At 66.3% G+C, this 24337-nt stretch carries 23 protein-coding genes; 13 read left to right on the top strand and 10 right to left on the bottom strand.

Features of this window, described 5'->3' with window-relative positions:
• Positions 1-36: 36 nt before the first annotated feature.
• Positions 37-534 carry a rhodanese-like domain-containing protein gene (locus P2869_RS21520; RefSeq protein WP_277599492.1) on the top strand — a complete coding sequence of 166 codons (498 nt, stop codon included), beginning with the start codon at positions 37-39 and terminating at the stop codon, positions 532-534.
• Here P2869_RS21520 and dapA read toward each other — a convergent pair.
• Complete coding sequence (gene dapA / locus P2869_RS21515) at positions 488-1345, bottom strand: 4-hydroxy-tetrahydrodipicolinate synthase (RefSeq protein WP_277599491.1); 858 nt, start codon at positions 1343-1345, stop codon at positions 488-490. The genes P2869_RS21520 and dapA overlap by 47 nt on opposite strands.
• A gap of 435 nt (positions 1346-1780) precedes the next feature.
• On the opposite strand from dapA, the gene P2869_RS21510 reads away from it, so the two are divergent.
• A complete protein-coding gene (locus tag P2869_RS21510) occupies positions 1781-3073 on the top strand; it encodes an aspartate carbamoyltransferase (RefSeq protein ID WP_026121984.1) in 1293 nt (430 codons plus the stop codon).
• 40 nt (positions 3074-3113) lie between these two features.
• Here P2869_RS21510 and P2869_RS21505 read toward each other — a convergent pair whose 3' ends face one another.
• From P2869_RS21505 to P2869_RS21495, 3 genes are all read right to left on the bottom strand, one after another.
• The gene (locus tag P2869_RS21505; protein ID WP_126876431.1) at positions 3114-3428 is read right to left on the bottom strand and encodes a DUF4148 domain-containing protein; all 315 of its coding nucleotides are present in this window, start codon (positions 3426-3428) and stop codon (positions 3114-3116) included.
• Positions 3429-3726: 298 nt separating this feature from the next.
• On the bottom strand, positions 3727-4041 hold the full coding sequence (locus P2869_RS21500) for a DUF4148 domain-containing protein (RefSeq protein ID WP_017777483.1): 315 nt from the start codon (positions 4039-4041) through the stop codon (positions 3727-3729).
• A gap of 185 nt (positions 4042-4226) precedes the next feature.
• Positions 4227-4763, bottom strand: a complete 537-nt coding sequence (locus P2869_RS21495) for a carboxymuconolactone decarboxylase family protein (RefSeq protein WP_017777482.1) — start codon at positions 4761-4763, stop codon at positions 4227-4229.
• 115 nt (positions 4764-4878) lie between these two features.
• Between P2869_RS21495 and P2869_RS21490 the strand changes: the two genes are divergently transcribed.
• The 4 genes from P2869_RS21490 to P2869_RS21475 all read left to right on the top strand — a co-directional run bounded on the left by P2869_RS21490 (position 4879) and on the right by P2869_RS21475 (position 10254).
• Positions 4879-5856 carry an AraC family transcriptional regulator gene (locus P2869_RS21490; RefSeq protein ID WP_277599490.1) on the top strand — a complete coding sequence of 326 codons (978 nt, stop codon included), beginning with the start codon at positions 4879-4881 and terminating at the stop codon, positions 5854-5856.
• Positions 5857-6195: 339 nt separating this feature from the next.
• Positions 6196-6975 carry a 2Fe-2S iron-sulfur cluster-binding protein gene (locus tag P2869_RS21485; RefSeq protein WP_277599489.1) on the top strand — a complete coding sequence of 260 codons (780 nt, stop codon included), beginning with the start codon at positions 6196-6198 and terminating at the stop codon, positions 6973-6975.
• Positions 6976-7030: 55 nt separating this feature from the next.
• The gene (locus tag P2869_RS21480; protein WP_277599488.1) at positions 7031-8032 is read left to right on the top strand and encodes a xanthine dehydrogenase family protein subunit M; all 1002 of its coding nucleotides are present in this window, start codon (positions 7031-7033) and stop codon (positions 8030-8032) included.
• Complete coding sequence (locus P2869_RS21475) at positions 8029-10254, top strand: xanthine dehydrogenase family protein molybdopterin-binding subunit (protein WP_277599487.1); 2226 nt, start codon at positions 8029-8031, stop codon at positions 10252-10254. Before P2869_RS21480 ends, P2869_RS21475 begins: the two co-directional genes overlap by 4 nt.
• A gap of 45 nt (positions 10255-10299) precedes the next feature.
• On the opposite strand, the gene P2869_RS21470 is transcribed toward P2869_RS21475, so the two are convergent.
• The 3 genes from P2869_RS21470 to P2869_RS21460 form a co-directional block, all read right to left on the bottom strand.
• Positions 10300-11637 carry an MFS transporter gene (locus P2869_RS21470; protein WP_277599486.1) on the bottom strand — a complete coding sequence of 446 codons (1338 nt, stop codon included), beginning with the start codon at positions 11635-11637 and terminating at the stop codon, positions 10300-10302.
• The gene (locus P2869_RS21465; RefSeq protein ID WP_017777476.1) at positions 11634-12851 is read right to left on the bottom strand and encodes a YbfB/YjiJ family MFS transporter; all 1218 of its coding nucleotides are present in this window, start codon (positions 12849-12851) and stop codon (positions 11634-11636) included. Before P2869_RS21465 ends, P2869_RS21470 begins: the two co-directional genes overlap by 4 nt.
• 178 nt (positions 12852-13029) lie before the next feature.
• Positions 13030-13956, bottom strand: coding sequence for a LysR family transcriptional regulator (locus P2869_RS21460; RefSeq protein ID WP_277599485.1), 927 nt, complete (start codon positions 13954-13956; stop codon positions 13030-13032).
• A gap of 267 nt (positions 13957-14223) precedes the next feature.
• Between P2869_RS21460 and fabV the strand changes: the two genes are divergently transcribed.
• Positions 14224-15450 (top strand): enoyl-ACP reductase FabV, encoded by a 1227-nt coding sequence (gene fabV, locus P2869_RS21455; protein WP_277599484.1) that lies wholly within the window; start codon positions 14224-14226, stop codon positions 15448-15450.
• Between the two features lie 145 nt (positions 15451-15595).
• On the opposite strand, the gene P2869_RS21450 is transcribed toward fabV, so the two are convergent.
• Complete coding sequence (locus P2869_RS21450; RefSeq protein ID WP_277599483.1) at positions 15596-16045, bottom strand: hypothetical protein; 450 nt, start codon at positions 16043-16045, stop codon at positions 15596-15598.
• A gap of 163 nt (positions 16046-16208) precedes the next feature.
• Between P2869_RS21450 and P2869_RS21445 the strand changes: the two genes are divergently transcribed.
• The 6 genes from P2869_RS21445 (at position 16209) to P2869_RS21420 (ending at position 22458) form a co-directional block, all read left to right on the top strand.
• On the top strand, positions 16209-16502 hold the full coding sequence (locus P2869_RS21445) for a hypothetical protein (protein ID WP_199541158.1): 294 nt from the start codon (positions 16209-16211) through the stop codon (positions 16500-16502).
• Between the two features lie 157 nt (positions 16503-16659).
• Positions 16660-17250 (top strand): nucleotidyltransferase family protein, encoded by a 591-nt coding sequence (locus P2869_RS21440; protein WP_277599482.1) that lies wholly within the window; start codon positions 16660-16662, stop codon positions 17248-17250.
• Positions 17251-17463: 213 nt separating this feature from the next.
• The gene (locus tag P2869_RS21435; RefSeq protein ID WP_277599481.1) at positions 17464-18186 is read left to right on the top strand and encodes a PIG-L family deacetylase; all 723 of its coding nucleotides are present in this window, start codon (positions 17464-17466) and stop codon (positions 18184-18186) included.
• 159 nt (positions 18187-18345) lie between these two features.
• Positions 18346-18585 (top strand): hypothetical protein, encoded by a 240-nt coding sequence (locus P2869_RS21430; protein WP_277599937.1) that lies wholly within the window; start codon positions 18346-18348, stop codon positions 18583-18585.
• A 212-nt stretch (positions 18586-18797) separates the two neighbouring features.
• The gene (locus P2869_RS21425; protein WP_277599480.1) at positions 18798-20348 is read left to right on the top strand and encodes a methyl-accepting chemotaxis protein; all 1551 of its coding nucleotides are present in this window, start codon (positions 18798-18800) and stop codon (positions 20346-20348) included.
• Positions 20349-20712: 364 nt separating this feature from the next.
• Positions 20713-22458, top strand: coding sequence for a penicillin-binding protein 2 (locus P2869_RS21420; protein ID WP_277599479.1), 1746 nt, complete (start codon positions 20713-20715; stop codon positions 22456-22458).
• Between the two features lie 86 nt (positions 22459-22544).
• Here P2869_RS21420 and P2869_RS21415 read toward each other — a convergent pair whose 3' ends face one another.
• Positions 22545-22856 carry a hypothetical protein gene (locus P2869_RS21415; RefSeq protein WP_199541155.1) on the bottom strand — a complete coding sequence of 104 codons (312 nt, stop codon included), beginning with the start codon at positions 22854-22856 and terminating at the stop codon, positions 22545-22547.
• Positions 22857-22870: 14 nt separating this feature from the next.
• Entirely contained in the window at positions 22871-23827 is a 957-nt protein-coding gene (locus P2869_RS21410) for a chemotaxis protein (RefSeq protein ID WP_277599478.1), read from the bottom strand.
• Positions 23828-24337 lie beyond the last annotated feature (510 nt).

The raw sequence follows: 24337 nt of genomic DNA, 5'->3' as shown, positions 1-24337 counted from the left end.
ATGTGGACTCCATCCCGATCAAAGAGGAGCCCCGCCATGCCGCCCGAGTTTTCGCGCAGCGAAACCACCGCCCACGCAATCGATGCCACGCCGGACGCGGCACCGAACGCCGTCACCGCCGTACCCGCGGCCCCGAGTGCCGCGGCCCTCGCGCACTTCGAATCGTCGCTGGGTTTCGAGACCGATTGCTGGGACGTCCACGATGCGCTCGCTTCCGGCACGCCCGACTTCGTGTTGCTCGACGTGCGCAGCCCTGCTCTCTACACACGCGGCCATGTGCCCGGCGCAGTCAATCTGCCGCACGGCAAGATCGTGGCGTCGAAGCTCGCGGGTTACGCCTCGGACACGCTCTTCGTCACCTACTGCGCCGGCCCGCATTGCAACGGCGCCGCGCGTGGCGCCATCCGTCTCGCCCGACTCGGCCGGCCGGTGAAGGTCATGATCGGTGGCATCACCGGCTGGCTCGACGAGGGCTTCGCGCTCGACACTACGCCGCCAGCAGCGTCTCCAGCTGACGCTGCAACGCCGGGCTGACCGGCGTCATCGGCGCGCGCAGTTCGTTGCGCATGACACCGAGCGCGGCGAGCGCCGCCTTCACGGGCGCCGGGTTGGGTTCTGCGAAGAGCGCGCGCACGAGCGGCACGAGCGCGTGCCACAGCGCGCGTCCTTCGTCGAGGCGCCCCTCGGCAAGCGCGCGATACATCGCCACGAAACGCTCCGGCTGCACGTGCGCAGACGCCGTAATGCCGCCGCTACCGCCCATGCACAGCGTGCCGAACAGATTCAGGTCCTCGCCGCACAGCACCTGGAGCCGGCCATCCAGAATCAGCGCCAGCGTCGTTTCGAGCGACCCGGAGCAATCCTTCACGCCTACGATGCGCGGATGTTCCGCGAGCGTAAGCAGCGTCGGCAGATCGATACGCACGCCCGTGCGCTGTGGAATGTCGTAGAGCAGGATCGGCTTCGCGCTCGCCTCGGCGAGTGTGGAGAAATAACCGATGAGCCCGGCCTGCGACGGCCGCACGTAGTACGGCGCGCTGATGAGCAGCCCCGCAATGGGCTTCTCGTTGAGCATCGCAATCTGCTCGCGCACGCTTGCCACCTGATTGCCGCTCACGCCGGCCACCACGGGCAGTGGGCCTGCGGCACGCAGGATCGTGGCGAGCACGGCGGCCTGCTCGGCTGCATCGAGCGCAGCCGGCTCGCCCGTCGTGCCCAGCGCGACAAATCCCGCTACCCCGGCCTGCGCCTGGCGGCGAACCATCGCGGCAAGTGCCTCGTGATCCACGGCCCCATGGGCGAACGGCGTGACGACAGGAATCCAGATACCCGAAAAAATCGACATGACATACCTCGAATGCGACCGTATGGAAGATCCGCAGAGCGGTGCGCGGCGAGGCTGGTGAAGACCCGGGGACTACAGAAACGGCGGGGGATATTGCGGGGCCGGGGGTTGCCAACTGTTCCGTCGCACATCTGACGGAACAGCAAGCTCCGGTCAGATGAGCAGCTGTTTTTTGGCTTTCGAGCCGGCGAACATGCACGCCACCGCGGCCCGCGCGGCGAGACCGGCGGACTGGAACACACGATGTTGGAAAAAGGCGGCGGAATGCATGGGCGGCAGTTTAACCGGTTTTGGACGGCGGTGGCGCCCGCGGCGGAAAGACAAAGCCGTGCGCAGGCGCAAGCTCGGGCCAAATCCGCTTGACTTCCACAGGCGACGAACTAATATACGCACCGCGTATAGATTCCTTTCGCCGACCAACCGCACGGTGCCACCATGAGCGTCCCCCAACAAGCCTTCCTTCGCGACGCCATGCGGCGTCTGAACATGACCCGCGACTCCTTCGCAAGCCGCATCGGCGTGTCCCGCCGGGCGCTTGACACATGGCTTCTGCCCGACGATTCGCAGGAATCGCGCGGCATGCCCGAAATCGTGGAGCGCTTCGTTTCCGAGATCGTGGTCAATGCCGAGCCCGGCGAAGGCTATACGCAAAGCGTAGATTCACAGTCGCTTGCCAGCCAGATGCTGTTCGAAGGCAAGCCCCAACTGCTTTCCGTCGACCAGTTCTCGCGCGACGCCGTAGAAGCGCTCTTTCGCGTCGCCGACATCATGCAACCCATCGCCCAGCGCCGGAAAATCTCGCGCGTGCTGGAAGGCGCCGTGCTGGGCAATCTGTTCTTCGAGGCCAGCACGCGCACGCGCGTGAGCTTCGGCGCGGCGTTCTGCCGGCTCGGGGGATCGGTATGCGACACGACGGGCTTCACGTTCTCGTCGATGGCGAAAGGCGAATCCATCTACGATACGAGCCGCGTGATGAGCGGCTACGTCGACGCGATGGTGATTCGTCATCCTGAACAAGGCTCCGTGGCCGAATTCGCGCGCGCCACCAACATTCCCGTCATCAACGGCGGCGACGGTCCCGGCGAGCATCCGAGCCAGGCCCTGCTCGACCTCTACACCATCCAGCGCGAATTCTCGCGCCTCGGCAAGATCGTGGACGGTGCGCACATCGCACTCGTAGGCGATCTCAAGTACGGCCGCACGGTACATTCGCTCGTGAAACTGCTTGCGCTGTATCGCGGCATCAAGTTCACGCTGATCTCGCCGCCCACGCTCGAAATGCCCAGCTACATCATCGAGCAGATCTCGCGTAACGATCATGTGGTGGAACAGACGCACGCGCTCGCGGAAGGCCTGCGCGGCGCCGATGTGGTGTACGCCACGCGCATCCAGAAAGAACGCTTCGCGGACGAATCGTTCGAGGGCTACACGCCCGAATTCCAGATCAACCAGGCGCTCGTCGATGCCGTGTGCGGACCGGACACGCTGATCATGCACCCGCTGCCGCGCGACAGCCGGCCGGGCGCCAACGATCTCTCAACCGACCTCAACCACGACTCGCGTCTCGCCATCTTCCGGCAAACGGACAACGGCATTCCGGTGCGCATGGCGATCTTCGCAGTGCTGCTTGGCGTCGAGAAACTCGTCCAGCATTCGATGCGCGATGCCACATGGAAACGGCCCGCATGGCTCGGGCCGGACGACGCGATCTTTCACGGCATCGACTGATGCGTGCCGCGGGGCGCATCGACGCGCCCCGCGCGCGCTTTTAGTGATGCAGGAAGATAGGCGCCGAGTACGACGACACTTGCCGCTCAGCGGGCTGACCCGATTGCGACGAACCCGCCACCGTGCCGCCATAGGCCTGCGCGTCACCGTTTTGCGCGGCTACACGTGCCTGCGCAGCCTGCAATTCCGACGGGTAATTGGTACGGTCGCCGGACGGGTTGTAGCCGGCCTTCTCCAGTTGCACCAGTTCGGCGCGAACCTGCGCACGCGTCACAGGCGCATTCGACTGCGCGAACGAAGCCACCGGCGCAGCGATAGCAAGGGCGATAACCACAGACTTGACGAGCGATTTCATGATGGACCTCCTAAGTTTGTTTGTCCGGCAAGCCCCAGACCACTGTTTGTCTGAAGCTGTTAGAGAGCAGTGTAGGAGTTGAGCCGCCCGAGTTAAACGGGCCGCGCCCGAAATCACTGTTTTGTCTGGCGAGATAATCGCGTCGCGCCTGCAAAACGACCGCCAAATAACTCCCCAAACGAAACAAGCCCGCCACTCCCCATTAACGGGAGTGGCGGGCTAGCGCCTTCAAAGCCAGAACCTTCAAATACCGCTCAAATCACGCGCCAGCCCATTCATCCGGCCGGCGCTGATTCCATCAATGACGCACGAAGATGGGCGCCGAGTACGACGACACTTGCACGTCGGTGCGCTGGCCCGATTGCGACGAACCCGCTACCGTGCCGCCATAAGCCTGCGCGTCACCGTTCTGCGCGGCCACGCGCGCTTGCGCTGCCTGCAGTCGCGCCGGATAGTCGACGCGGTCCGAAACCGGGTTGTAGCCGGCCTTTTCCAGTTGCACCAGTTCGGCGCGCAGCTGAGCGCGTGTCACGGGCGCATTCGACTGCGCAAACGAAGCCACCGGTGCAGCGACGGCAAGCGCGATAACCACGGACTTGATAAGCGATTTCATGATGAACCTCCAAAAGTTGTTTATCGGATAAGCCGCAGACCGTTGTTTGTCTGAAGCTGTTGGATGCCAGTGTAGGAGTTGCGCGGGCCGCGTTAAACGGGCCGCGCCTGAAATCACTGTTTTGGCGAGCCATACAATCGGCGTTCGCGTGCCGACACACCGACCTTATGCAACGTCACGCAACGTTATGCGACAGCCGGAAAATCGATGTCCGTGTCATTCACGCGGTTAACCAGATTCGTGAACGTGATCGACGCGATCGCGAGATTGATCTCGATGACCTGGCGCTCCGTGTAGCCGGCGGCGCGAATCGCGTCCACCGCATCAGCCGGCACCGTACCGCGCGTGCCGACGAGCGTGCGTACGTACGTGACGAGCGCGTCGCGCTTCGCGTCGCCGGTTGCCGCGCCCGACCTCGCCTGCTTCATCTGTTCGGCCGAGAGCCCCGCGAGCTTGCCCATCAGCGTGTGCGCAGCGACACAGTAATCACAGCCCACGTGCTCGCTCACCACGAGCTTGATGACTTCGATATCGGACTTGCCGAGCGTGCTGGCGGCCACCGCGGCGTCGAACGCGAGCACAGCCGAAAGCGCCTCGGGGCTGTGCGTGCCGACCGTGGCGTAAGCGTTCGGCACCTTGCCGACGGCCTTCTTGATCTTCGCGAACACTTCGGCGGCGGCACCGGTGGCGGCTTCGGGGCGGATGCTGGTGAGACGGGTCATGATGTGCTCCTGAGTTGAGAGGTTAGCCATGTCGTATGGCATGGACGTCAGTGTAGGCACACACCGCGAGCCGTTTAATGCCACAATTGCGCAAATTCATGCTCAAACGTCTCACATGGAACTACTCGACCGACTCCTTTCGCTGATGCCCGTCGCCGGGCGACTCGACGTGCGCTGCCACTTCGGCTCCCCGTGGCGGCTCGACGAGCCACGCGCCGGCGAGTGGGAAATCCGCTATCACGTGCTGTTGCGTGGCGAAGCCGTCGTGGAAATACCCGGCGCGCCACGCGGCGAATCCGCGGTGCGCATGAAGGCGGGCGACATCGTGCTGTTCCCGTCCGGCAGCGCGCACACCGTACACGACGGCAGCGGCAGACGGGCACGCGCCGTGCGCGAGGAACAGGTTGACGGGTTGACCATCGCGACCAACGGCGGCACGCGTGGTGGCGCCGACCTGCTCTGCGGATGGTTCGTGTTGCCGGTCGTGCCGCAGCAGTTGCTACGCGATCATCTGCCGCAACGCCTCATCGTCAGCAGCATGACCGCGAGTGTCGAGCAGGACGAACGCGATACCGCCTTCGCGGCCAGTCGTCTTGCGCGTCTCGTCGAACTCATGCGCGAAGAAGCGTTCGAGCAGCGCCCCGGTTATGGAACGATCGTGAATCAACTCTCCGGTGCGCTGTTCGCGTTGACACTGCGCTGCGCGAGCGAATCTGCCGACGCCCCGCGTGGCCTGCTTGCACTCGCGCAGAGGCCGCGTCTGCAACCGGCCATTGCCGCGATGTTCGACGAGCCCGCCCAACCGTGGACCCTCCCCGCACTCGCCGCGCGCTGCCACATATCGCGTGCGACGTTCGTGCGCCACTTCGAAGAAGCGTTGGGCCGTTCGCCCGTCGACGTGCTGACCGAAATCCGCATGACGCTGGCCGGCCGCAAGCTGGCGCAAACGCGGCTTTCCGTGGCGGAGATCGGTGAAGCGGTGGGGTATCAGTCCGACGCCGCATTCCAGCGCGTATTCAAACGACACGTGGGCGTGACCCCGGCGCAATGGCGCGCGCAGGCGAAACGCGATGCGGTGAACGAAGGGGCGTAGCAGCGCAACAGCGCAAGCCGTCGATCGATCGCACACGCCACCCATCGACCCATCGCGTTCGAGCGTGCCGTAGCGAAATCCCGTAGCGAAATCGCAAGCCTTCGGTGCAACGTCGTTCACGCCCCTCCAAGCCCTTTTCTGTCGATCACGACAGCATGCCGACACCTGCGTGACAGCCTCGCGCCAGACCGCTGTCATATCGAACGAAAGTCGCGACATCTGCTTTACTTTGCCGCGTGTTGCGTGCAACGTGCGACGTTGATGCGCGGGCCTGCACCCCCGCGCGCGGCACTGAAATTGCTGCCTCTGCACCCACCTTCATGGAGTGAGCAGAACGTCATGTCCAGCGATCGATTCACGACGACACCCACCCATGCCGAGACGCCTGATGACGAGGCGACGGCATCGACTCATCGGCCCCACGCTTCCGATGCCGACAGCGCGCCGCCCCCGGCCAATACGGCCCGACGCCGCTTCCTGCAGTCCGCGGCGGCGGCCGCAACGATAGGCGCGGCGCCGCATCTGCGCGCGCAGGCGCCTCAGGTGGCGGCGCCCTCTGCCGTGCCGCCATCGGTCTCGCCCACGCCGCCGCGCGCAGCCGTCCCGCCGCAGCCTGTGCGGCTCGACATCAACGGCCGCGAGTACACCTTGCAACTCGAACCGCGCGTCACGCTGCTCGATGCGCTGCGCGAATACGCCGGTCTCATGGGCACCAAGAAGGGCTGCGACCGCGGTCAATGCGGCGCTTGTACCGTGCTCGCCAACGGACGCCGCATCAACGCGTGTCTCACGCTTGCCGTCATGCACGAGGGCGAGCGCATCACCACCGTGGAAGGCCTCGCGAACAACGGTGTGCTGAGTCCCATGCAGCAGGCGTTCATCGAACATGACGCGTTTCAGTGCGGCTATTGCACGCCAGGCCAACTGTGCTCGGCCACGGCCCTCTTGAACGAGTTTTCCGCAGGCACCGCGAGCGCCGCCACCGACGACGTTCGCACGCGTCCCGCACAGCTTTCCGACGACGAGATCCGTGAGCGCATGAGCGGCAACCTGTGCCGCTGCGGCGCGTATCCGAACATCGTGGCCGCCGTGCGCGCTGTGCATACGGCGAAGGCATAACCCACGCATCGATCCACTGATCCACGCAACAGACAACAGACAGGAGCGAGCCCACATGGAAGCGATCTCCTATGAACGCGCAACCGACGTCGCAAGCGCGGTGCGTGCCGCGCAGCAACCGGGCGCGGTGTTCATCGGCGGCGGCACGAATCTGCTGGACCTCATGAAGGGCGGCGTGGCGCATCCCGTCAAGCTCATCGACATCACGCGCATCAGCGGCCTCGATTCGATCGATACACGACCGGGCGGCGCGCTACGCATCGGCGCACTCGTACGTAACAGCGACGCCGCGAATCACGCGCTCGTTCGCACGCGCTATCCGTTGCTCTCGCAGGCGCTGCTCGCCGGTGCCTCGGCACAGTTGCGCAACATGGCGACGGTGGGCGGCAACCTCATGCAGCGCACGCGCTGCGCGTATTTCTACGATCCCGCGTTCGCCCAGTGCAACAAACGCAACCCGGGCAGCGGCTGCGCCGCGATGGGTGGCCACAACCGCATGCACGCCATACTCGGCGCGAGCCCGCAATGCGTGGCCGTAAATCCGTCGGACATGAGCGTGGCGCTCGCGGCGCTCGATGCCGTCGTGCTCGTGAGCGGCCCGAGCGGCGAGCGGCAGATCCCGTTCGCCTCGTTTCATCGTCTGCCCGGCGACCGTCCCGATCTCGACACCACGCTCGAACCCGGCGAACTCATCACCGCGGTCGATCTGCCGCCGCCGCGCTTCGCCGACCACGCGCATTACCTCAAGGTGCGCGACCGCGCGAGCTACGCGTTCGCGCTCGTTTCGGTCGCGGCTGCGTTGCAGATGGACGGCCACACCGTGAAGGAAGCGCGCATCGCGCTGGGCGGCGTGGCGCACAAGCCGCTGCGCGCCACGGCGGCGGAACAGCGGCTCGCGGGCCAGCGCCTCACCGATGCCACGTTGCGCGACGCCGCCGCCCTCGCCCTGCGCGACGCCCGGCCGCTCGAGGACAACGCCTTCAAGGTGCCGCTCGCGCAACGCGCCATCGTGCGCTGCGTGAAGCGCGCCGCAGGACAGATTGGAGACTTCGCATGAACAACCTGACCGGCCAGCCGCTCGATCGTATCGACGGCGTGCTCAAGGTGACGGGCGAGGCACGCTACGCCGCCGAGTTTCCCGAAGCGCGCCTCGCGCATGCGGTGCTCGTCACGAGCACGATTGCGTGCGGCAGCATCGCATCCATCGATGCGAGCCGAGCGCAGTCCATGCCCGGCGTGCTGCTCGTCATGACGCACGAAAACGCCATGCGTCTGCCCAACAGCGGGCGCTCGCCGTTGTCGCCGCCCGCGGGGCGCCGGCTCACGCTGCTGCAGGACGACCAGGTGCGCTACAGCAACGAGCCTGTCGCCGTAGTGGTGGCCGACACGCTCGAACGCGCAACGGACGCCGCGAACGCGCTACGCATCCAGTACCGCGCGAGCAACGCCGCACTCGACTTCGATCGCGCCAAGGCTGCGGCTCACACTCCGCCTGACCAGCAGAACCGCCCGATGGCCACGCAGCGCGGCAACGTGGAGGCCGGTTTGCACGAAGGCGCCGCCGTGCTCGACGTGACCTACACCACGCCGATGCAGCACCACAATCCCATGGAGCCGCACGCCACGATGGCCCACTGGGACGGCCCGCAACTCACGCTCTACGACTCGACGCAAGGCGTGTCGGGCGCGCGCACGGCGGTGGCCGCCGTGTTCGGCATCGCGCCCGACAACGTGCGCGTGATCTCGCCGTTCCTCGGCGGCGGCTTCGGCTGCAAGGGCTCGTCGTGGTCGCACGTTTCGTTGTGCGCGATGGCTGCAAAGCAGACGGGCCGCCCCGTGCGCCTTGCGCTCACGCGTCCGCAGATGTTCGGGCCCGTGGGCGGCCGTCCGCACACCGAGCAGCGCCTCGTGCTCGCCGCGCGCCACGACGGCACGCTCACCGGCATGCGCCACGACACGCTCGCCAACACCTCGACCTTCGAAGACTGGACCGAGATGTGCGGCCTCGCCACGCGCATTCTCTACGCCGTGCCGAACCAGGCCACCACGCACCGGCTCGTGCCGCTCAACGTCGGCACGCCCACCTTCATGCGCGCGCCGGGCGAAACGCCGGGCTCGTTCGCGCTCGAATCCGCCATGGACGAACTCGCGTGGCGCCTGCGTATGGACCCCGTCGCGCTGCGGCTCGCCAACTACGCCGAGGTCGATCCTCAGGATGGCAAACCATGGTCGAGCAAGGCGCTGCGCGAGTGCTATCGCGTGGGCGCGCAGCGCTTCGGCTGGTCGCGCCGCAGCAGCACGCCGCGCTCCATGCGCCGCGGCGACACGCTGGTCGGGCTCGGCATGGCGACGGCGACGTATCCCGCGAATCGCAGCGAAGCATCGGCCATCGCGCGCATCCTGCCCGACGGCACGGCCATGGTGGCCTCGGGCACGCAGGACATCGGCACGGGCACCTATACGGTGATGACGCAGGTGGCCGCCGACGCGCTCGGCTTTCCCCCGCAGAACATCCGCTTCGCGCTGGGCGATTCGACCTTGCCGCGCGCGCCAGGGTCGGGCGGCTCCCAGTCGGCGGCCAGCGTCGCGCCCGCGGTGCGCGAAGCAGCATTGCAGGCGCGCGCGAAGCTGATCGCCGCGGCCATTGCCGACAAGGGCTCGCCGCTCTTCGGCGCCGCAGCCGAAGACGTCACCGTGGAAGACGGCCGGGTGACGAGCCGCCGCGACAACTCGCGGCGCGATCCGGCCGCGGCCATCATCGCGCGGGCGGGCGGCCAGCCCATCGAGGCGCAGAGCACCACGAAGCCTGGCGAAGAGAAAGCGCGCTACTCGTTCCACTCGTTCGGCGCCGTGTTTGCCGAAGTGCACGTGGATGCGGAACTCGGCACCATTCGCGTGGCGCGGATCGTGGGCGTCTACAGCGTGGGGCGGCTGCTCAACGCGAAGACCGCGCGCAGCCAGTTGATGGGCGGCATCGTGTGGGGCGTGGGCACCGCGCTCGAAGAAGGCACGCAACTCGACCTGCGCCATGGCCGCTTCACGAACGCGAACCTTGCGGAGTATCACGTGCCCGTGAACGCGGACATCCACGACATCGACGTCACGTTCGTGGACGAGAACGACCAGCATTTCAATCCGCTCGGCATTCGCGGCATTGGCGAGATCGGCATTACGGGCGTGCCCGCTGCGATTGCCAATGCCGTCTATCACGCAACGGGTGTGCGGGTGCGCGATCTGCCGATCACGCTCGACAAGGTGATGGGTCCCGCGCAGGCGTGAGCAGCGCCGTCCACCGCAGCGGCACGCCGAACGCCGCCGCGCACGTCAAGGCTTGCGCGCCCAATGCGCAAGCCCCGCGCAGAGCATGAGCAGCGAGCCCGTGACGAAGAACACCGCGTGCAATCCGAACAGCACGCCAATCTGCCCGCCAATCAGCGGGCCCGCCACCTGCCCGCTGAACTGCGCCGATTGCAGATAACCGAGCATCTGGCCGGTGCTGCGTTCGTCCACGGCGTGCCGCGCGAGCTTGGCGATGGCGGGTAGCAGCCCCGCGAGCGTCATGCCCATCAGCACGCGCAGTCCCGCAAGCTGCCACCACTCCGTGACGAACGCCTGCGGAATCATGACGAGCGCTGTCGCCACGAGACAACCGACGATCACGTTCCAGCTGCCGATGCGATCCGCGAGCGCGCCGAGGCGCGCCGCCGTCAACATGCTGCCGAGTGCCGAGCACGCCATGACGACGCCCGCCACGCGCGTCAGCCGATCCGCCGCGACGCCGAGCCCGCCGATATAGACCGTGATGATGGGCTCGAGCGACATGTTCGCGAGCAACACCATCATCGCCGTGACGAGCAGCGCGGCGATCACCGCGTAGTTGGCGCGATGCGGCAAGCGTGTGCCGTTGCGCCCGTCAACGGCCGGGCGCGATGCCGCCCGTGATGCCCGCGCCATCCCGTCGCCGCGCTGAAAATCTTCCTTCACGACAAAGATCGTAAGCAAAGCAGCCACGGCGATCATCGCGCCGCCCGCGAAGAAGGTGCCGCGAATGCCGATCCAGCCCGGCAGCAGCCCGCCCACGAGCGGCCCGATCAGATTGCCCGCGAGCGCGCCGGTCGACAGCACACCGAGCGCCCAGCCTGCGCGTTCGCGCGGCGCCTGGGTGCCCACCATCACCGTGGACGCCGATGCATAACCGCCCACCAGCCCCGCGACGAGGCGCAGCGCCACGAGTTGATGCACCGTGTGAGCCACGCCGATCAGCGACATCACCACCGCCATGCCGATAGCGGCGCGCACCAGCATCGGCTTGCGTCCGTAGCGGTCGGCCAGCCGGCCCCACAGCGGCGACGTCACCGCCGTGCCCAGAAACGTGGCGCCAAACGCCACGCCGGACCACTGAATCACCGCAGCCTGCGAGCTCACGCCGAGTTGCCGCACATAGAGCGGCAGGAACGGCAGCAACATGCTGAGGCTCACGAGCGTGGTGAACGAGCCGAACACGCAGACAGTCAGGTTGCGCCGCCAGTAGCGCTCGTTGCGCCCGGCATAGCTGCGAGGGGCTGACGCCTGCACGTGCGCTGCTACGTCGGCTACGGCGGTGACATCATCAGCCGTCGCGGCCGCTTCCACCGTTCCGTCCACGTCGGCGGGCCGGCTCATTTCGCCTTCTCTGTCACGATCAGATCAAGTGCCAGCGCGAGCACCAGAGCGACCGCGCCGATGGCGAACAGCATCGCGTAACCGCCGCCCGTGCGGGAAAACAGGAACGACAGTCCATACGCGGCCACCGCCTGCATCACGGCGAAGCTCGTGGTCGCCTTGCTCCATGCGCCTTTCTGCGCCGCGGGGTGATGCGCGAGCATTTCGTTCACGCGGCCCAGCACGATCGGCACGATGCCGGGCGCGAAGGCGCCCATCACCACGCTCGAGATCATCAACGGCACGGGGCCGAGCCCCAGCAGCGGCAGCGCCACCGCGATCATCTGCACCCCGTATGCGATGCGCAGCGCCCGCGCAAAGCCCGCCCGGTCGGCAAGATGACCGCTCACCAGCGGACCCACCATCGCGCCAAGGCCATACAGCACCCAGTACTGCGCGCCGCCGTCCACGCCCTTGCCGAGACCGCGCGCCACGTAGTCCACGAGGAAGATCATGTGCGGCACGAGACCCACCGCATTCAAGCCGTAACCCGCGTACAGCGCGCGCAGTCCGCGAACCGGTGGGGCCTTGTGCGCGGCGTGGGGGTTGTGCGTGGCGGTGGACGCGTGCACCGTCGGCTCCTCATGCGGCCAGCCGTTCCACGCGACAACGGTAAGCACGAGCGAGACCGCGGCGAGCCCGAGCCAGGTCTGCGTCAGACCTTGATGCAGCAACAGCGGCACGATGGTCCCCGAGGCTGCAATGCCAAGCCCGATGCCCGTGAAGATCGCCCCGCTCGTGAAGCCGCGCCGCGAAGGCGGTACGTGCGCGAGGATGGTGGGCGCGGCCATCACCATCAGCACGCCGCCCGACACACCCGACGCGAGCCGCCACAAGAAGAACCAGAGGAACGACACCGGCAGCGCACACGCGACGAACGCCACCGTGACGAGCGCCATCATCGCGCGCAGCACCCACGCGGCGGGAAACTGCTTCGCGAGAGCACGCGCCGCGAGTGCGCCCGCGAGATAACCGCCCAGGTTGGCCGCACCCAGATACGCGGCCGTCGAAGCGTCGAACCAATGCGCGCCGATGATGGCGGGCAACAGCGGCGTGTACGCGAAACGCGCGAGGCCAATGCCGACGAGACTCGCACTCGCTCCCGCCACGGTGCCGCGCCAGAGATTGAAGGAGGCCGCGCCTGCGGCCCTGCCCTTGGTTGCTGCGTAATCCATCGTCGACTCCTTCCGGCCGGGGAGGGAGAAAAGGTCCCGGCCTTCGCTGAAAGGCAGTCTAGATTGAATCGTTTTGCAACTGAATGGGCTCGCCACGGAAGACATTCTTCCGCGCAGCGATCGAATCATCGCCCTCGCGCAAGGCCCATGCAAGGCCCACGCGAGGCAGGCCGCAACGTTACCGGCGGTCGGTAATCCGCTGCCGCTGGGCGAACTGTTCGCGCAAACGGGGCGCCGCGAAGTCGACGAACGCACGCACCTTCGGCACCGAAAGCCGCCCTTGCGGCGTGATCAGATGCACCGGCAGCGGCGCATGCTCGTTGTCTTCGAGCACGATCTTCAGCGCACCGCCGCGCACCGCGTCCGCCACGTGATACGAGAACACGCGCGTCACGCCGTGCCCCGCGCAGGCCGAGGCCACCGCCGCGCGCACCGTGTTGACGGTGAAGCACGGCGTGAACTGCACGACGAAAGGCACCGTGGAGCGCCCCGCAGGCGGGAAGCTCCACGAGTCGAGGCCGAAATGCGTCATGGCGATGATGCGATGGCCCGCAAGATCGGCGGGCTGCATGATGGGCGGATGCCCGCCCAGATAGTGCGGTGCGGCGGCCACCACGCGCCGCACTTCGCCCACGGGAATGGCGATCAGCGACGAGTCCGGCAGATGCGCGATGCGCAGCGCCACGTCCACGCCTTCGTCGATGAGACTCACGGGACGGTCCAGCAACTGCAGGCGCACGGTGACGTCGGGATGGAGCGCCATGAACGCTTCGAGCACGGGCTGCAATAGCTCCTCGCCCGCGGCCACGGGCGCCGTGACCGTGAGCAGGCCGCGCGGGGCCGCGGCCTCGCCGGCAACGAGCAGGTCGGCCTCTTCGAGATCCGTGAGAATGCGTCGGCACGCACCCGCATAGCGTTCGCCGGCTTCGCTCAGCCGCAGCGTGCGCGTCGTGCGGTGCAGCAGCGCCGTGCCCGTGTGCTCTTCGAGGAATGCGACGGCACGACTCACGGCGGCGGGCGAGCGTCCGAGGCGCCGGCCCGCGCCCGCGAGGCTGCCTTCGTCCACCGCCGCAACGAACACCCGCATGGCGTCGATTCTGTCCATTTAGCCTGTCGCTTTAGTCCGTCGGTTGGTCCGTCGTTTGGTCCATCGTTTGGCCTGTCAGTTGGCCCATAAAAGCCTCACATCGAAGTTGCCGCAGTCTACCGCGCCATGCCCGAAGGCATCGGCCAGCCGGGCATGAGCACGCGCGTGCCGCCGGCAAGCGGCGTGCGACACGCGCGTGTCGCGTCCGCTTGCTGGCCGGCTCCTTTAAAATGCCGTCATTTTTTGCGTCCGCGGCCACGGCCCGCATCTCGACAAGGGGAGTACATGATCATCAAACCGCGCGTGCGCGGCTTCATCTGCGTCACGGCCCATCCCGCCGGCTGCGAAGCCAACGTCAAGGAGCAGATCGATTACGTGACGGCGCAAAGCCGTGACGGCGCTGCAGACGAGGTGGCGAACGGGCCGAAGAAAGTGCTCGTGATCGGCGCCTCCACGGGCTACGGACTCGCCGCGCGCATCACGGCCGCGTTCGCGTACGGGGCCGATACGCTCGGCGTGTTTTTCGAACGCCCCGGCAGCGCAAGCAAACCGGCCACGGCCGGCTGGTACAACAGCGCCGCGTTCGAAAAATTCGCGCGGCAAGCGGGCCGCTACGCGAAAAGCATCAACGGCGACGCGTTCTCCCACGCCGTGCGTGAGCAAACCATCGACGCCATTCGCCGCGATCTGGGCCAGGTCGATCTCGTCGTGTACAGCCTCGCGGCACCGCGGCGCACGCACCCAATCACCGGCGAGACCTTCGTCTCCACGCTCAAGCCCATCGGCAAGACCGTCACGCTGCGCGGCCTCGACACCGACAAGGAAACCATCGGCGAAACGGTGATCCAGCCCGCCACGCAGGCCGAGATCGACAACACGGTGGCCGTGATGGGCGGCGAAGACTGGCAGATGTGGATCGATGCACTGAGCGAAGCCGGCGTGCTCGCCGACGGCGCGAAGACCACGGCGTTCACCTACCTCGGCGACACGCTCACGCACGACATCTACTGGAACGGCACCATCGGCGCCGCGAAGAAGGACCTGGACCGCAAGGTGCTCGACATCCGCGCGAAGCTCGCCGCGCACGGCGGCGACGCGCGCGTGGCCGTGCTCAAGGCCGTGGTCACGCAGGCGAGTTCGGCCATTCCCGTGATGCCGCTGTATCTCGCGCTGCTGCTCAAGGTCATGAAGGAAAACGGCACGCACGAAGGCTGCATCGAGCAGGTGTATGGGCTCTATCGCGAGAGCCTCTACGGCGCCGCGCCGCATCGGGACGACGAAGGCCGCCTGCGGGCCGACTACAGGGAACTGGCGCCCGAGGTGCAGACGCGCATCGGCGACCTCTGGAATCACGTAACGAAAGAGAACCTCTACGAACTCACGGACTTCGCCGGCTACAAGCAGGAATTCCTGCGGCTCTTCGGCTTCGGCCTCGCGTCGGTGAACTACGACGCCGACGTGAATCCGGACGTCGCCATTCCGGATCTCGTCGATCTGACCGCGCAGGGATAAGGTCTTCGCACATTGCATCGCATGGCATTGCATCGCGTCACAGCTTCCCGCTCGCAAAAAGCCGTGACGCGATGCGAACCCGCGGAAGAAATTACAAACGGGCGCCTTCCATCAACGCCCGCTGCGCGCTCGACCAGCGCTGCCGCTACGGCTTCGAAACCGTCAGCGTGACGCGCGAAGCGCCCGCTGCCGCCGCCGTGATTTCCGTACGATCGCCCCCTGCGCCCAGGTAGAAGTGCTGGCGCGCGGGCGAGTTCTGGTCGTGCGTGGCATCGGGCAGACACGAGGCGATGTCGGCGCCCACGCCCTGCAACGCAGCCGCCGACGATCCCGCGTCGTGCGGCGTCCATTCGCATCGATACGCCGCGCGTGACGGCGTGCAGCGCGCGTCGTCGCCATAGGGTTGGGCGACGGCGCGTCCGTCGTCGGGACCGAGCGACTGGAAGCCCTGGGGCGCTGCCGCGACGATGCGTTTGAGCGCCGCGCAGGGGCTCGGCGTATCGTCTGCCCGCGCGCTCGCGAGGGGAAGCGCGAGCCCCGCTGTCATCGTTGCCGCCAAGGTGGCGATGGCGGGCAAGAGGCGAAAACGTGTCATGACCGTTCCTCCATTGCATGCACGCAATGCTGCAAGCCGCGTGCCGGGCACGCTTCGTGCGAAGCGGCCAGTGGGTGCATCGCATGCGTGGCAACCCGCTATTGCAACTGCGCAGCCCCAGCAATCCAACACTCAGCCACAGCAAGGACGCCCGGGAGGAACCATGACGACTCGCGTCTCGACAAGCTCGGTACTCGCCTGCGCGCTGCTCGCCACAGGGCTCGCGCTCAGCGTGTCGTCCCCTGCCCAGTCGCGCAAGCAGGAAGAAAGTGCCTGCAAGGGCGACGCATTTCACTTCTGTGCAGAGGACATTCCCAACAAGCAGAAGATCGCCCACTGCCTGCAATCGCACTACGACGAGTTGAAGCCCGCGTGCCAGGCCATGTTTTCGAAGCCTTCGCAACGGTCGCAACCGGCGCAGCCCGGGCCGAAGGGCGCCGATACGCAGTCCAGTTGAGCACGCATGTGCCGCAGGCACATCCGCACTCGGCCTATAAGCCATCGGGCCTCGCAGCAAGCCTCGCACCAGGCCTATAAGCGCCCGCCATTCCCGACGCTTGCCTCACGACCGGTTGCGCCGCACAATCGGCCTCATTCCCCACCTGGCCGTTCTCATGCCTTCCTACGAATCGTTCGCGACCGGCGTGCTGCTTGCCGCCGGTACGGGCTCACGCTTCGATCCCGACGGTCTGCGCAACAAGCTGCTCGCGCCGCTGCCTGATGGCACGACGGTCGCGCACGCGGCGGCGCATCGTCTGCTGCTCGTCGTGCCTCAGGTCGTAGCGGTGGTTCGTCCTGGCGCAGACGCGCTCGCGCGCGTGCTCAACGAAGCGGGCTGCGACGTGATCTTCTCCCCCGCGGCCGAGCGCGGCATGGGCGCAAGCCTCGCCGCCGCTGTCGAGGCGACGGACGATGCGCAAGGCTGGGTCGTTGCCCTTGCCGACATGCCGTGGATCGCGGTCTCCACCGTTGAAGCCGTGGCGCGCGCCGTCGATCAGGGCGCGCCGCTCGCCGCGCCGTACTATCGCGGGCAGCGGGGCCACCCGGTGGGCTTCGGTGCCGCGCATCGCGAAGCGCTCGTGGCATTGGACGGCGACACCGGCGCACGCGCGCTCTTCTCGTCACAGGCCGTGACCCGCATCGAGGTGGACGACCCCGGCATCCTGCGCGACGTCGATACGCCGGCCGACCTCAAGGGCGAATGAGACGACAGACGACGCGTCGATGCGCCACGCTCGCGCGCAGGCACATCGCTTGCCCCACGTCGTTCAAGTCCCGCGAAAATGTCCTACGAAAGCAGCGTGCCATTGTCTAAGCTGATGTGACCGCCGCTCTCACCGGTCTTGCCGCTAGTCGTCGTTGTTGCGACGATGGTGACCCGCTGTCGCGCGCCACTGCCCGCTACCCTTCCCACGCCCATGAGCGAAACCAACCCGCGCCTCTTTGTCGTCTCCCCTCATTTCGACGATGCCGTGTTCGGATGCGGCGCCCTGCTCGCCACGCATCCCGATGCCGCCGTCTGCACCGTGTTCGCCGGTGCTCCCGAGCACGACCTGTCCACGCCCTGGGACAAGCAGTCCGGTTTCAGCGGCGCGCACGAAGCCATTCGCATGCGCGCGGCAGAAGACGACCGCGCGCTCGACTTGCTCGATGCGATTCCGGTCCGCATGCCGTTTCTCGATGCGCAGTACCTCGACTCGCCCACCGTGAGCACGCTCGCGGCCGCGCTGGAAGAGGTCATTTATGGGTCCACGGCCAATACGCTGCTGATGCCGCTCGGGCTTTTTCACAGCGACCACGCGCTCGTGTTCGCGGCGTGCTGCGAAGTGCTGCCGCGGCTCGCGCATCTCTCGTGGTTCGCCTATGAAGAAGCGATTTACCGGCGCCTGCCGGGCCTCGTGCAGGAACGCCTCGCAGATCTGCTCGAACGCGGCATTACCGCCACGCCCGCGCATCCCGCGCACGATCACACGCTCGACGAATCGCGTCAGGCGTTCGCCAAACGCGAAGCGGTACTCGCCTACGAAAGCCAGTTGCGCGCGCTGCCCAACGGTTACGACGACGTGTTCGCGCCCGAACGCTACTGGCAGCTCGATGCCATCCGGGCGCACGGCAAACGTGCGAGGAAGCCGGTGTGGTGAGCGACGCGCGGCGCACCGAAGTCCCTGCATCGCCGCGCGGTATCGCCTACGCTATGAAAGACGACGACCGGCGAGCGCCGGCTGCTTCACCTGTACTTTACGTGTACTTTCGAAGCACGCCGGCCTCGCTCCTTCCCGCGAGGTGAGTTGATGATCCGCATGCATACCGCCCCCCTACCCGATCCGCTGGCGGACCCCACGCGCGACCCCGACAGCGAGCGCACATCGCCGCCCACGCCGGGCCATCACAACGACGAACCTCAGCGCCCCGAAGGGCCGCCCGAGAAAGATCCGGTCACGCGTCCGGGCGCACATCATGCACACGACAGATACGACGAATACGACGAATGTGCAGAACACGTCGCAGTGTCGTGCGACGCCCTCTCGCTCTGCGAATAGCAACGACACATCGCAAGGAATAGCAGGCGCTGCAAACAACGAGGGAGCGCATTCGCATCGCAGGCAAGCGTGCGACAAACAGCCTGAGCATGAGGCTCGAAATTACGGGTTTCCCCTGCTGCGCTGCGGCATCCGCAGTGCCGTTATGGCAAGTAACCCCGCCAGGGACGCGCGTTGCCCGAGAGCGGCCTTACAAAGAATGAGCCCCCATCATGCACAAGCTAACCCTCAACCAGAAACTGGGTTCGATGATCGTCGTTCTGTGGATCGGTCTGATCCTGATCGGTGCGTCCGGCGCGTGGCAAAACCGCACGTCGATGATCGCCGAACGACGCACCCAACTCGTCGCGCTCATCCAGCAAGCCAACGGCGTCATCAAACACTATTACGACCTCTCGCAGCAGCACGTGCTGAGCGAAGACGACGCGAAGAAACAGGCGCTCGCCGACATCGCCGCCATGCGCTACGGCGCGGACGGCTACATCTCCATCAACAATTCGCAGTCCGTCATGTTGATGCATCCCATCAAGCCTGAACTGGTCGGCAAGCAGATGGCGAACTTCACCGATCCGGCCGGCAATCACATGTTCACGGACATCGTGAATGCGGCCAGCAACGAAGGCGGCGGCTTCGTCGATTACCTGTGGTCGAAGCCGGGCAGCCAGGAACCCGTGCCCAAGACGAGTTACGCGCTGCGCTTCGCGCCGTGGGACTGGATCGCCGTCACGGGCATGTACATGGACGACGTGCGCACGGCGTTCCTCGAAAGCCTCGCGCGCTGGCTCGCCATCACGGTGACGCTCGGCGCGGTGGCCACGGCCGTGATGGTGCTGGTGCTGCGCAGCGTGCGGCGCAGCCTGGGCGGCGAACTGGAAACCGCGCTGGAAACGGCGCACCGCATCGCGCAGGGCGACCTCACGGCGCACGTCACCGTGCAAGGCCGCGACGAGCGCAGCCTGCTGTTCGCACTGCGCGCCATGCAGGAGTCGCTCGTGAACACCGTGGGACGCGTGCGCAGCGGCGCCGAGAACATCAACGTGGGCGCCAACGAAATTGCGGCGGGCAACACCGACCTCTCGCAGCGCACCGAGGAACAGGCCGCCGCGCTCGTGCAGACCGCCTCGAGCATGGACCAGATGACCTCGAACGTGAAGCAGAACGCGGACAGCGCCACGCAGGCGGCAACGCTTGCGAGCGAAGCGGCGGAAATCGCCACGCGCGGCAGCCGCGTGGTGGACGACGTGGTGCGCACCATGGGCGAGATCACGCACAGCGCGCAGCAGATCGGCGACATCATCGGCGTGATCGACGGCATCGCATTCCAGACCAACATCCTCGCGTTGAACGCTGCGGTGGAAGCGGCACGCGCAGGCGAACAGGGCCGCGGCTTCGCGGTGGTCGCAGCGGAAGTGCGCAGCCTCGCGCAGCGCTCGGCCACGGCGGCGAAGGAAATCAAGGCGCTCATCGAGAAATCGACAGACACCGTGGAAGGCGGCGCGGCGCTCGTTTCGAACGCGGGCTCGACGATGACGGAGATCGTGCAGTCGGTGAAGCGCGTGAACGAGATTCTCGAAGAGATCAGCCATGCCTCGCGCGAGCAGAGCGCGGGCATCGAGCAGGTGAACCGCGCCGTGGGCGAGATGGACCAGGTGACGCAGCAGAACGCGGCGCTCGTGGAACAGGCTGCCGCAGCGGCCCATTCGCTCAAGGACCAGGCAAGCGCGCTGCGCGACGCTATTGCGAGCTTCCAGTTGCCGGCTTGATCGCCACCATGCAGAGGCCGGCTTCGCTGGTCTCTGCAAAAAATGAAGACGCCGGCGCGTGCGCCGGGCGTCTTCGAAACCACGCCATGCCGGAATGGCGCACTCACTAGACGAGTGAGCGGCGCGGAATTTGAAAGGGTCGCGACACGGCCCGGTCGCGGTCTTTGTGCCTTCTCTGCGTGCTTTCTCTGCGCGCCTTCTCTGCGCGCATTGGTCCTTCCCCTGCAAACGCCGGCGCCGCGCTCATCGCGAGGGCAAATCATGTCGCGACGCCACGCTCCGGCCGTCACTTCACACGTTCATTACATTATGATTACGGCCTACCCACCCGCTTCGTGACGGCGACCGCTGTCCGCTCTCGTTCATGACCTACACGAAGAACCGGCAACGGCCTGCCGGCTATGCCCGCAACAGTGTTCATCCCGCGCTTGCGGCGCGCCTGCCCTCGTGGCGTTCGAAGTTCGTCGTGCTGCTCGCCTCCGCAGCCTTCGCCACACTCGCGGGCCGCGCGCTGTGGGTCCAGGTCGCCAATCGCGAGTTCTACGTCGTGCAGGGCGAAAAGCGCTATCAACGCACGGTGGAACTGGATGCCACGCGCGGGCGCATCGTGGACCGCAACGGCGGTCTGCTCGCAGTGAGCCTTGCCACCTACGAAATCTGGGCCACGCCCAAGCTCGTGGACGAAGCGGCGTACGGTCCGCTCGCGGAATTGCTCGACATGCAGCTCGACGAGTTGAGCCGCCGCTTGCGCAGCGACCGCTCGTTCGTGCTGCTCAAACGTCAGGTGGATGCGCAGACGGCACAGCACATCGAGCGGCTCGCGCTCGCCGGCATCACGCAGATTGCGGATACGAAGCGCTTCTATCCCGAGGGCGAATCCGCGGCGCACGTGGTGGGCTTCACCGACATCGAAGACAAGGGACAAGAAGGCGTGGAGCTGGCGGCAAATGCGCAGCTTTCCGGCACGCCGGGGCACCGCGAAGTGATTCGCGACCGCCTGGGGCGCGTGGTCTTGGAAACGCGTCCGCCCGTGCCCGCACGCAACGGCGAGACCGTTCGTCTCACGGTCGACCGGCGCATTCAGCAACTGGCCTACGCGCAGCTGAAGACCGCGGTGGCGAAGCACAACGCGCATGCGGGCAGCGTGGTCGTGCTCGACGCGCACAACGGCGAGATTCTCGCGCTCGCCAACTGGCCGTCGTTCGATCCCAACGACCGCGCCCGGCTCACGGGCAGCCAGTTGCGCAACCGCGCGGTGGTGGACACGTTCGAGCCCGGCTCCACGATCAAGCCGCTCGTCGTCGCGCTCTCGCTGGACGAGCGCAAGGTGCGTGCGCAGACCATCGTGGATACGTCGCCGGGCACCTGGCGCATCGGCCCCGCCGTGATTCACGACACGTCGAATCATGGCCGCGTGACGGTGGCCGAGGCGCTGCAGAAATCGAGCAATGTCGCGCTCGCGAAGCTCGCGCTGAACCTGCCGGCCGAAACCCTCTGGCGCAAGTATCAGGACTACGGCATCGGCCACCAGCCGGCGCTCGCGTTCCCGGGCGCCGCGTCGGGGCAGTTGCGGCCATACGCACGCTGGCGGCCCATCGAGCAGGCCACGATGGCCTACGGTTACGGCCTGTCGATGTCGCTGCTGCAGATCGCGCAGGTCTACACCGCGTATGCAGGCGACGGCACGCTGCACCCTGTGCGTCTCACGCAAAGCGCCCCGGCCACCGACGCAAACGGCGCACCCAACATCAGCGCACCCGCGCAGCCGCGCCGCGTGACGACACCCGCCACCGCGGCTGCGATCCGTTCAATGCTGGAGATGGCCACGGGCGACGGCGGCACCGGCCGCGCCGCGAACGTGCCGGGCTACCGCGTGGGCGGCAAGACCGGCACGGCGAGAAAGCACGTGGGCCAGGGCTATGCGAAGAACCGCTACCGCTCGCTCTTCGTCGGCATGGCGCCGATGAGCCGCCCGCGCGTGATCGTCGCCGTGATGATCGACGATCCCGCTGCCGGCCAGGGCTTCTACGGCGGCACGGTGGCGGGTCCCGTCTTCGCGGGCGTGACCGAAGGCACGCTCAAGCTACTGGGCGTGCCGCCCGACGCCTGAAAACGGCGCCTGAAAACAACGCGGAAGGACCCGAGCCGAACCTGAGCGCTATCCGGCGTGCCGGCTTCGGCACGCCGGAAAAGCCGTCAGCTTTCCTGGTGTTCGATCAGCATCCAGCCTTTTTTCGCATGGCCATCCACGGAACGGTCGAAGCCTGCGTTGAGCTTCCATTCCCACGTGGGCGCCGGCATTTCGCTGCCGTGCGCGGCAAGCGCCTCGATCTGCCGCATCACCTGCTCGCGATTCGCCATGAAACGCGAGCCGGCATACACGACGTTGTAGAGCGGGACGAGCGAGTCGACCAGAAACACCCGAACGACTTTGCCGGGCGCGACCACGATTTCAGTGGTCGATCCGACCGAGATGGGAAAGCGGATGGAAAGAGAAGACGTCTGCATTTCAGGGTTCGTTTTTATGCCTCGGCCAGCGCATGGCGCATGGCATCGGCCAGTTCCGCGGCGGCAAACTTGGCGACGTAGCCGTTTGCGCCTACCTTCTTCACATGCTGTTCGTTCGCGCTGCCCGACAGCGACGAGTGGATGACCACGGGAATGGCGCGCAGCTCGTCGTCGGACTTGATCATGCGCGTGAGCGTGAAGCCGTCCATCTCGGGCATTTCGAGGTCCGTGAGCACGAGCGCGATCTCGTCGGAAACGCGGCTGCCCTGATCGCGCGCACGCTGCACGGCGCCCTGCAGGAACTCCCACGCCTCGCGGCCGCTCTTGGTCGTGACGTAGGACACGCCCATTTCATCAAGGCTTTGCTCGATCAGCTTGCGTGCCAGGCCCGAATCGTCCGCGGCCAGCACCTTCGAGCCGGGACGCAGCGTGATGCGGCCTGTCTCCTGCTCGGGCTGGGCGCCGTGGTCGGGCATTACGTCGCGCAGAATCTGCTCGACGTCGATCACCTGCGCGAGGCGGCTATCGGGCGTGTTGCCGTCCAGTCGCGCGAAGCCGGTCACGGCGCCCTTGCCAAGCGACGCATCGGCGGGAATGACGTGATTCCACTCCAACCGCACGATGTCATCCACCTCTTCCACCGCGAAGCCCTGCGTGGTGCGGGCAAATTCGGTGACGAGGAGAATGCGCGGGCCACCCGCCGTGCGACAGCCGATGGTCTGCGCCAGGTCGATGACCGGCATGACCTGGCCGCGAATATCCACCACCCCCATCACTTCGGGACGCGAGCCCGCGAGGGCGGTAATGGGCGGCATCTCCACGATTTCCCGGACCTTGAACACGTTGATGCCGTACAGCTCGCGCTGGTCCGAGCCGGGCGCGCTGCCCAACCTGAACAGCAGCAGTTCGAACATGTTGTTGCCGGCCAATCTGACACGCTGCTCAATGTCCTGCTGGGCTTTGTCGATCATGCAGAACTCCTCTCTGTCTCTTTCCTCATAGGGGGCAAGAGGCATAACGGCAGACGGGCGCATTACTTGAGAGCGGTCTTTTAGGGACGGTTGATCGAAAACAGGCCGGATTGATATGAGCAAAACCGCGGCAAACGAAAAGCAAGGGATAGCCCTTATCGCGTCCTGAACAGGGCATGTTCAACGACGCATATTCAACGACGCATGTTCCAGGACGCATGTTCCAGGAACAAAGCGCCGATGAACGCGCGCGCCAGGACCTCGAAACGAAGCTCGCTCTCCACCCCGCTGACGGAACCCGTCTGTACCCTCTCGCACCTGTGCGCAGACCGTTCGGCGAACCGATGCAAACGCAACGCAACGCGCCCCCCCGTGGTGGAAAGCGTGCATTCGCTGCTCTGTGGTCAAGCATCTATGCCTTCAGACTTCATGTCCTGAAACATACCCATAAACGTCATTTACGCCACCCTCCGCGACGCCTACGATTTGCCTTGCCGAATCCACACCACT

Origin of the sequence: Paraburkholderia sp. SUR17 (assembly GCF_029536165.1) — a bacterium.
Taxonomy (GTDB): Bacteria; Pseudomonadota; Gammaproteobacteria; order Burkholderiales; family Burkholderiaceae; genus Paraburkholderia; species Paraburkholderia kururiensis.
This window is presented reverse-complemented; position numbering and strand designations above follow the sequence as displayed.

Coding starts and splice junctions, on each gene's coding strand:
- P2869_RS21520 (WP_277599492.1), top strand. CDS start 37: ATGCCGCCCGAGTTTTCGCGCAGCGAAACCACCGCCCACGCAATCGAT.
- dapA (WP_277599491.1), bottom strand. CDS start 1,345: ATGTCGATTTTTTCGGGTATCTGGATTCCTGTCGTCACGCCGTTCGCC.
- P2869_RS21510 (WP_026121984.1), top strand. CDS start 1,781: ATGAGCGTCCCCCAACAAGCCTTCCTTCGCGACGCCATGCGGCGTCTG.
- P2869_RS21505 (WP_126876431.1), bottom strand. CDS start 3,428: ATGAAATCGCTCGTCAAGTCTGTGGTTATCGCCCTTGCTATCGCTGCG.
- P2869_RS21500 (WP_017777483.1), bottom strand. CDS start 4,041: ATGAAATCGCTTATCAAGTCCGTGGTTATCGCGCTTGCCGTCGCTGCA.
- P2869_RS21495 (WP_017777482.1), bottom strand. CDS start 4,763: ATGACCCGTCTCACCAGCATCCGCCCCGAAGCCGCCACCGGTGCCGCC.
- P2869_RS21490 (WP_277599490.1), top strand. CDS start 4,879: ATGGAACTACTCGACCGACTCCTTTCGCTGATGCCCGTCGCCGGGCGA.
- P2869_RS21485 (WP_277599489.1), top strand. CDS start 6,196: ATGTCCAGCGATCGATTCACGACGACACCCACCCATGCCGAGACGCCT.
- P2869_RS21480 (WP_277599488.1), top strand. CDS start 7,031: ATGGAAGCGATCTCCTATGAACGCGCAACCGACGTCGCAAGCGCGGTG.
- P2869_RS21475 (WP_277599487.1), top strand. CDS start 8,029: ATGAACAACCTGACCGGCCAGCCGCTCGATCGTATCGACGGCGTGCTC.
- P2869_RS21470 (WP_277599486.1), bottom strand. CDS start 11,637: ATGAGCCGGCCCGCCGACGTGGACGGAACGGTGGAAGCGGCCGCGACG.
- P2869_RS21465 (WP_017777476.1), bottom strand. CDS start 12,851: ATGGATTACGCAGCAACCAAGGGCAGGGCCGCAGGCGCGGCCTCCTTC.
- P2869_RS21460 (WP_277599485.1), bottom strand. CDS start 13,956: ATGGACAGAATCGACGCCATGCGGGTGTTCGTTGCGGCGGTGGACGAA.
- fabV (WP_277599484.1), top strand. CDS start 14,224: ATGATCATCAAACCGCGCGTGCGCGGCTTCATCTGCGTCACGGCCCAT.
- P2869_RS21450 (WP_277599483.1), bottom strand. CDS start 16,045: ATGACACGTTTTCGCCTCTTGCCCGCCATCGCCACCTTGGCGGCAACG.
- P2869_RS21445 (WP_199541158.1), top strand. CDS start 16,209: ATGACGACTCGCGTCTCGACAAGCTCGGTACTCGCCTGCGCGCTGCTC.
- P2869_RS21440 (WP_277599482.1), top strand. CDS start 16,660: ATGCCTTCCTACGAATCGTTCGCGACCGGCGTGCTGCTTGCCGCCGGT.
- P2869_RS21435 (WP_277599481.1), top strand. CDS start 17,464: ATGAGCGAAACCAACCCGCGCCTCTTTGTCGTCTCCCCTCATTTCGAC.
- P2869_RS21430 (WP_277599937.1), top strand. CDS start 18,346: ATGCATACCGCCCCCCTACCCGATCCGCTGGCGGACCCCACGCGCGAC.
- P2869_RS21425 (WP_277599480.1), top strand. CDS start 18,798: ATGCACAAGCTAACCCTCAACCAGAAACTGGGTTCGATGATCGTCGTT.
- P2869_RS21420 (WP_277599479.1), top strand. CDS start 20,713: ATGACCTACACGAAGAACCGGCAACGGCCTGCCGGCTATGCCCGCAAC.
- P2869_RS21415 (WP_199541155.1), bottom strand. CDS start 22,856: ATGCAGACGTCTTCTCTTTCCATCCGCTTTCCCATCTCGGTCGGATCG.
- P2869_RS21410 (WP_277599478.1), bottom strand. CDS start 23,827: ATGATCGACAAAGCCCAGCAGGACATTGAGCAGCGTGTCAGATTGGCC.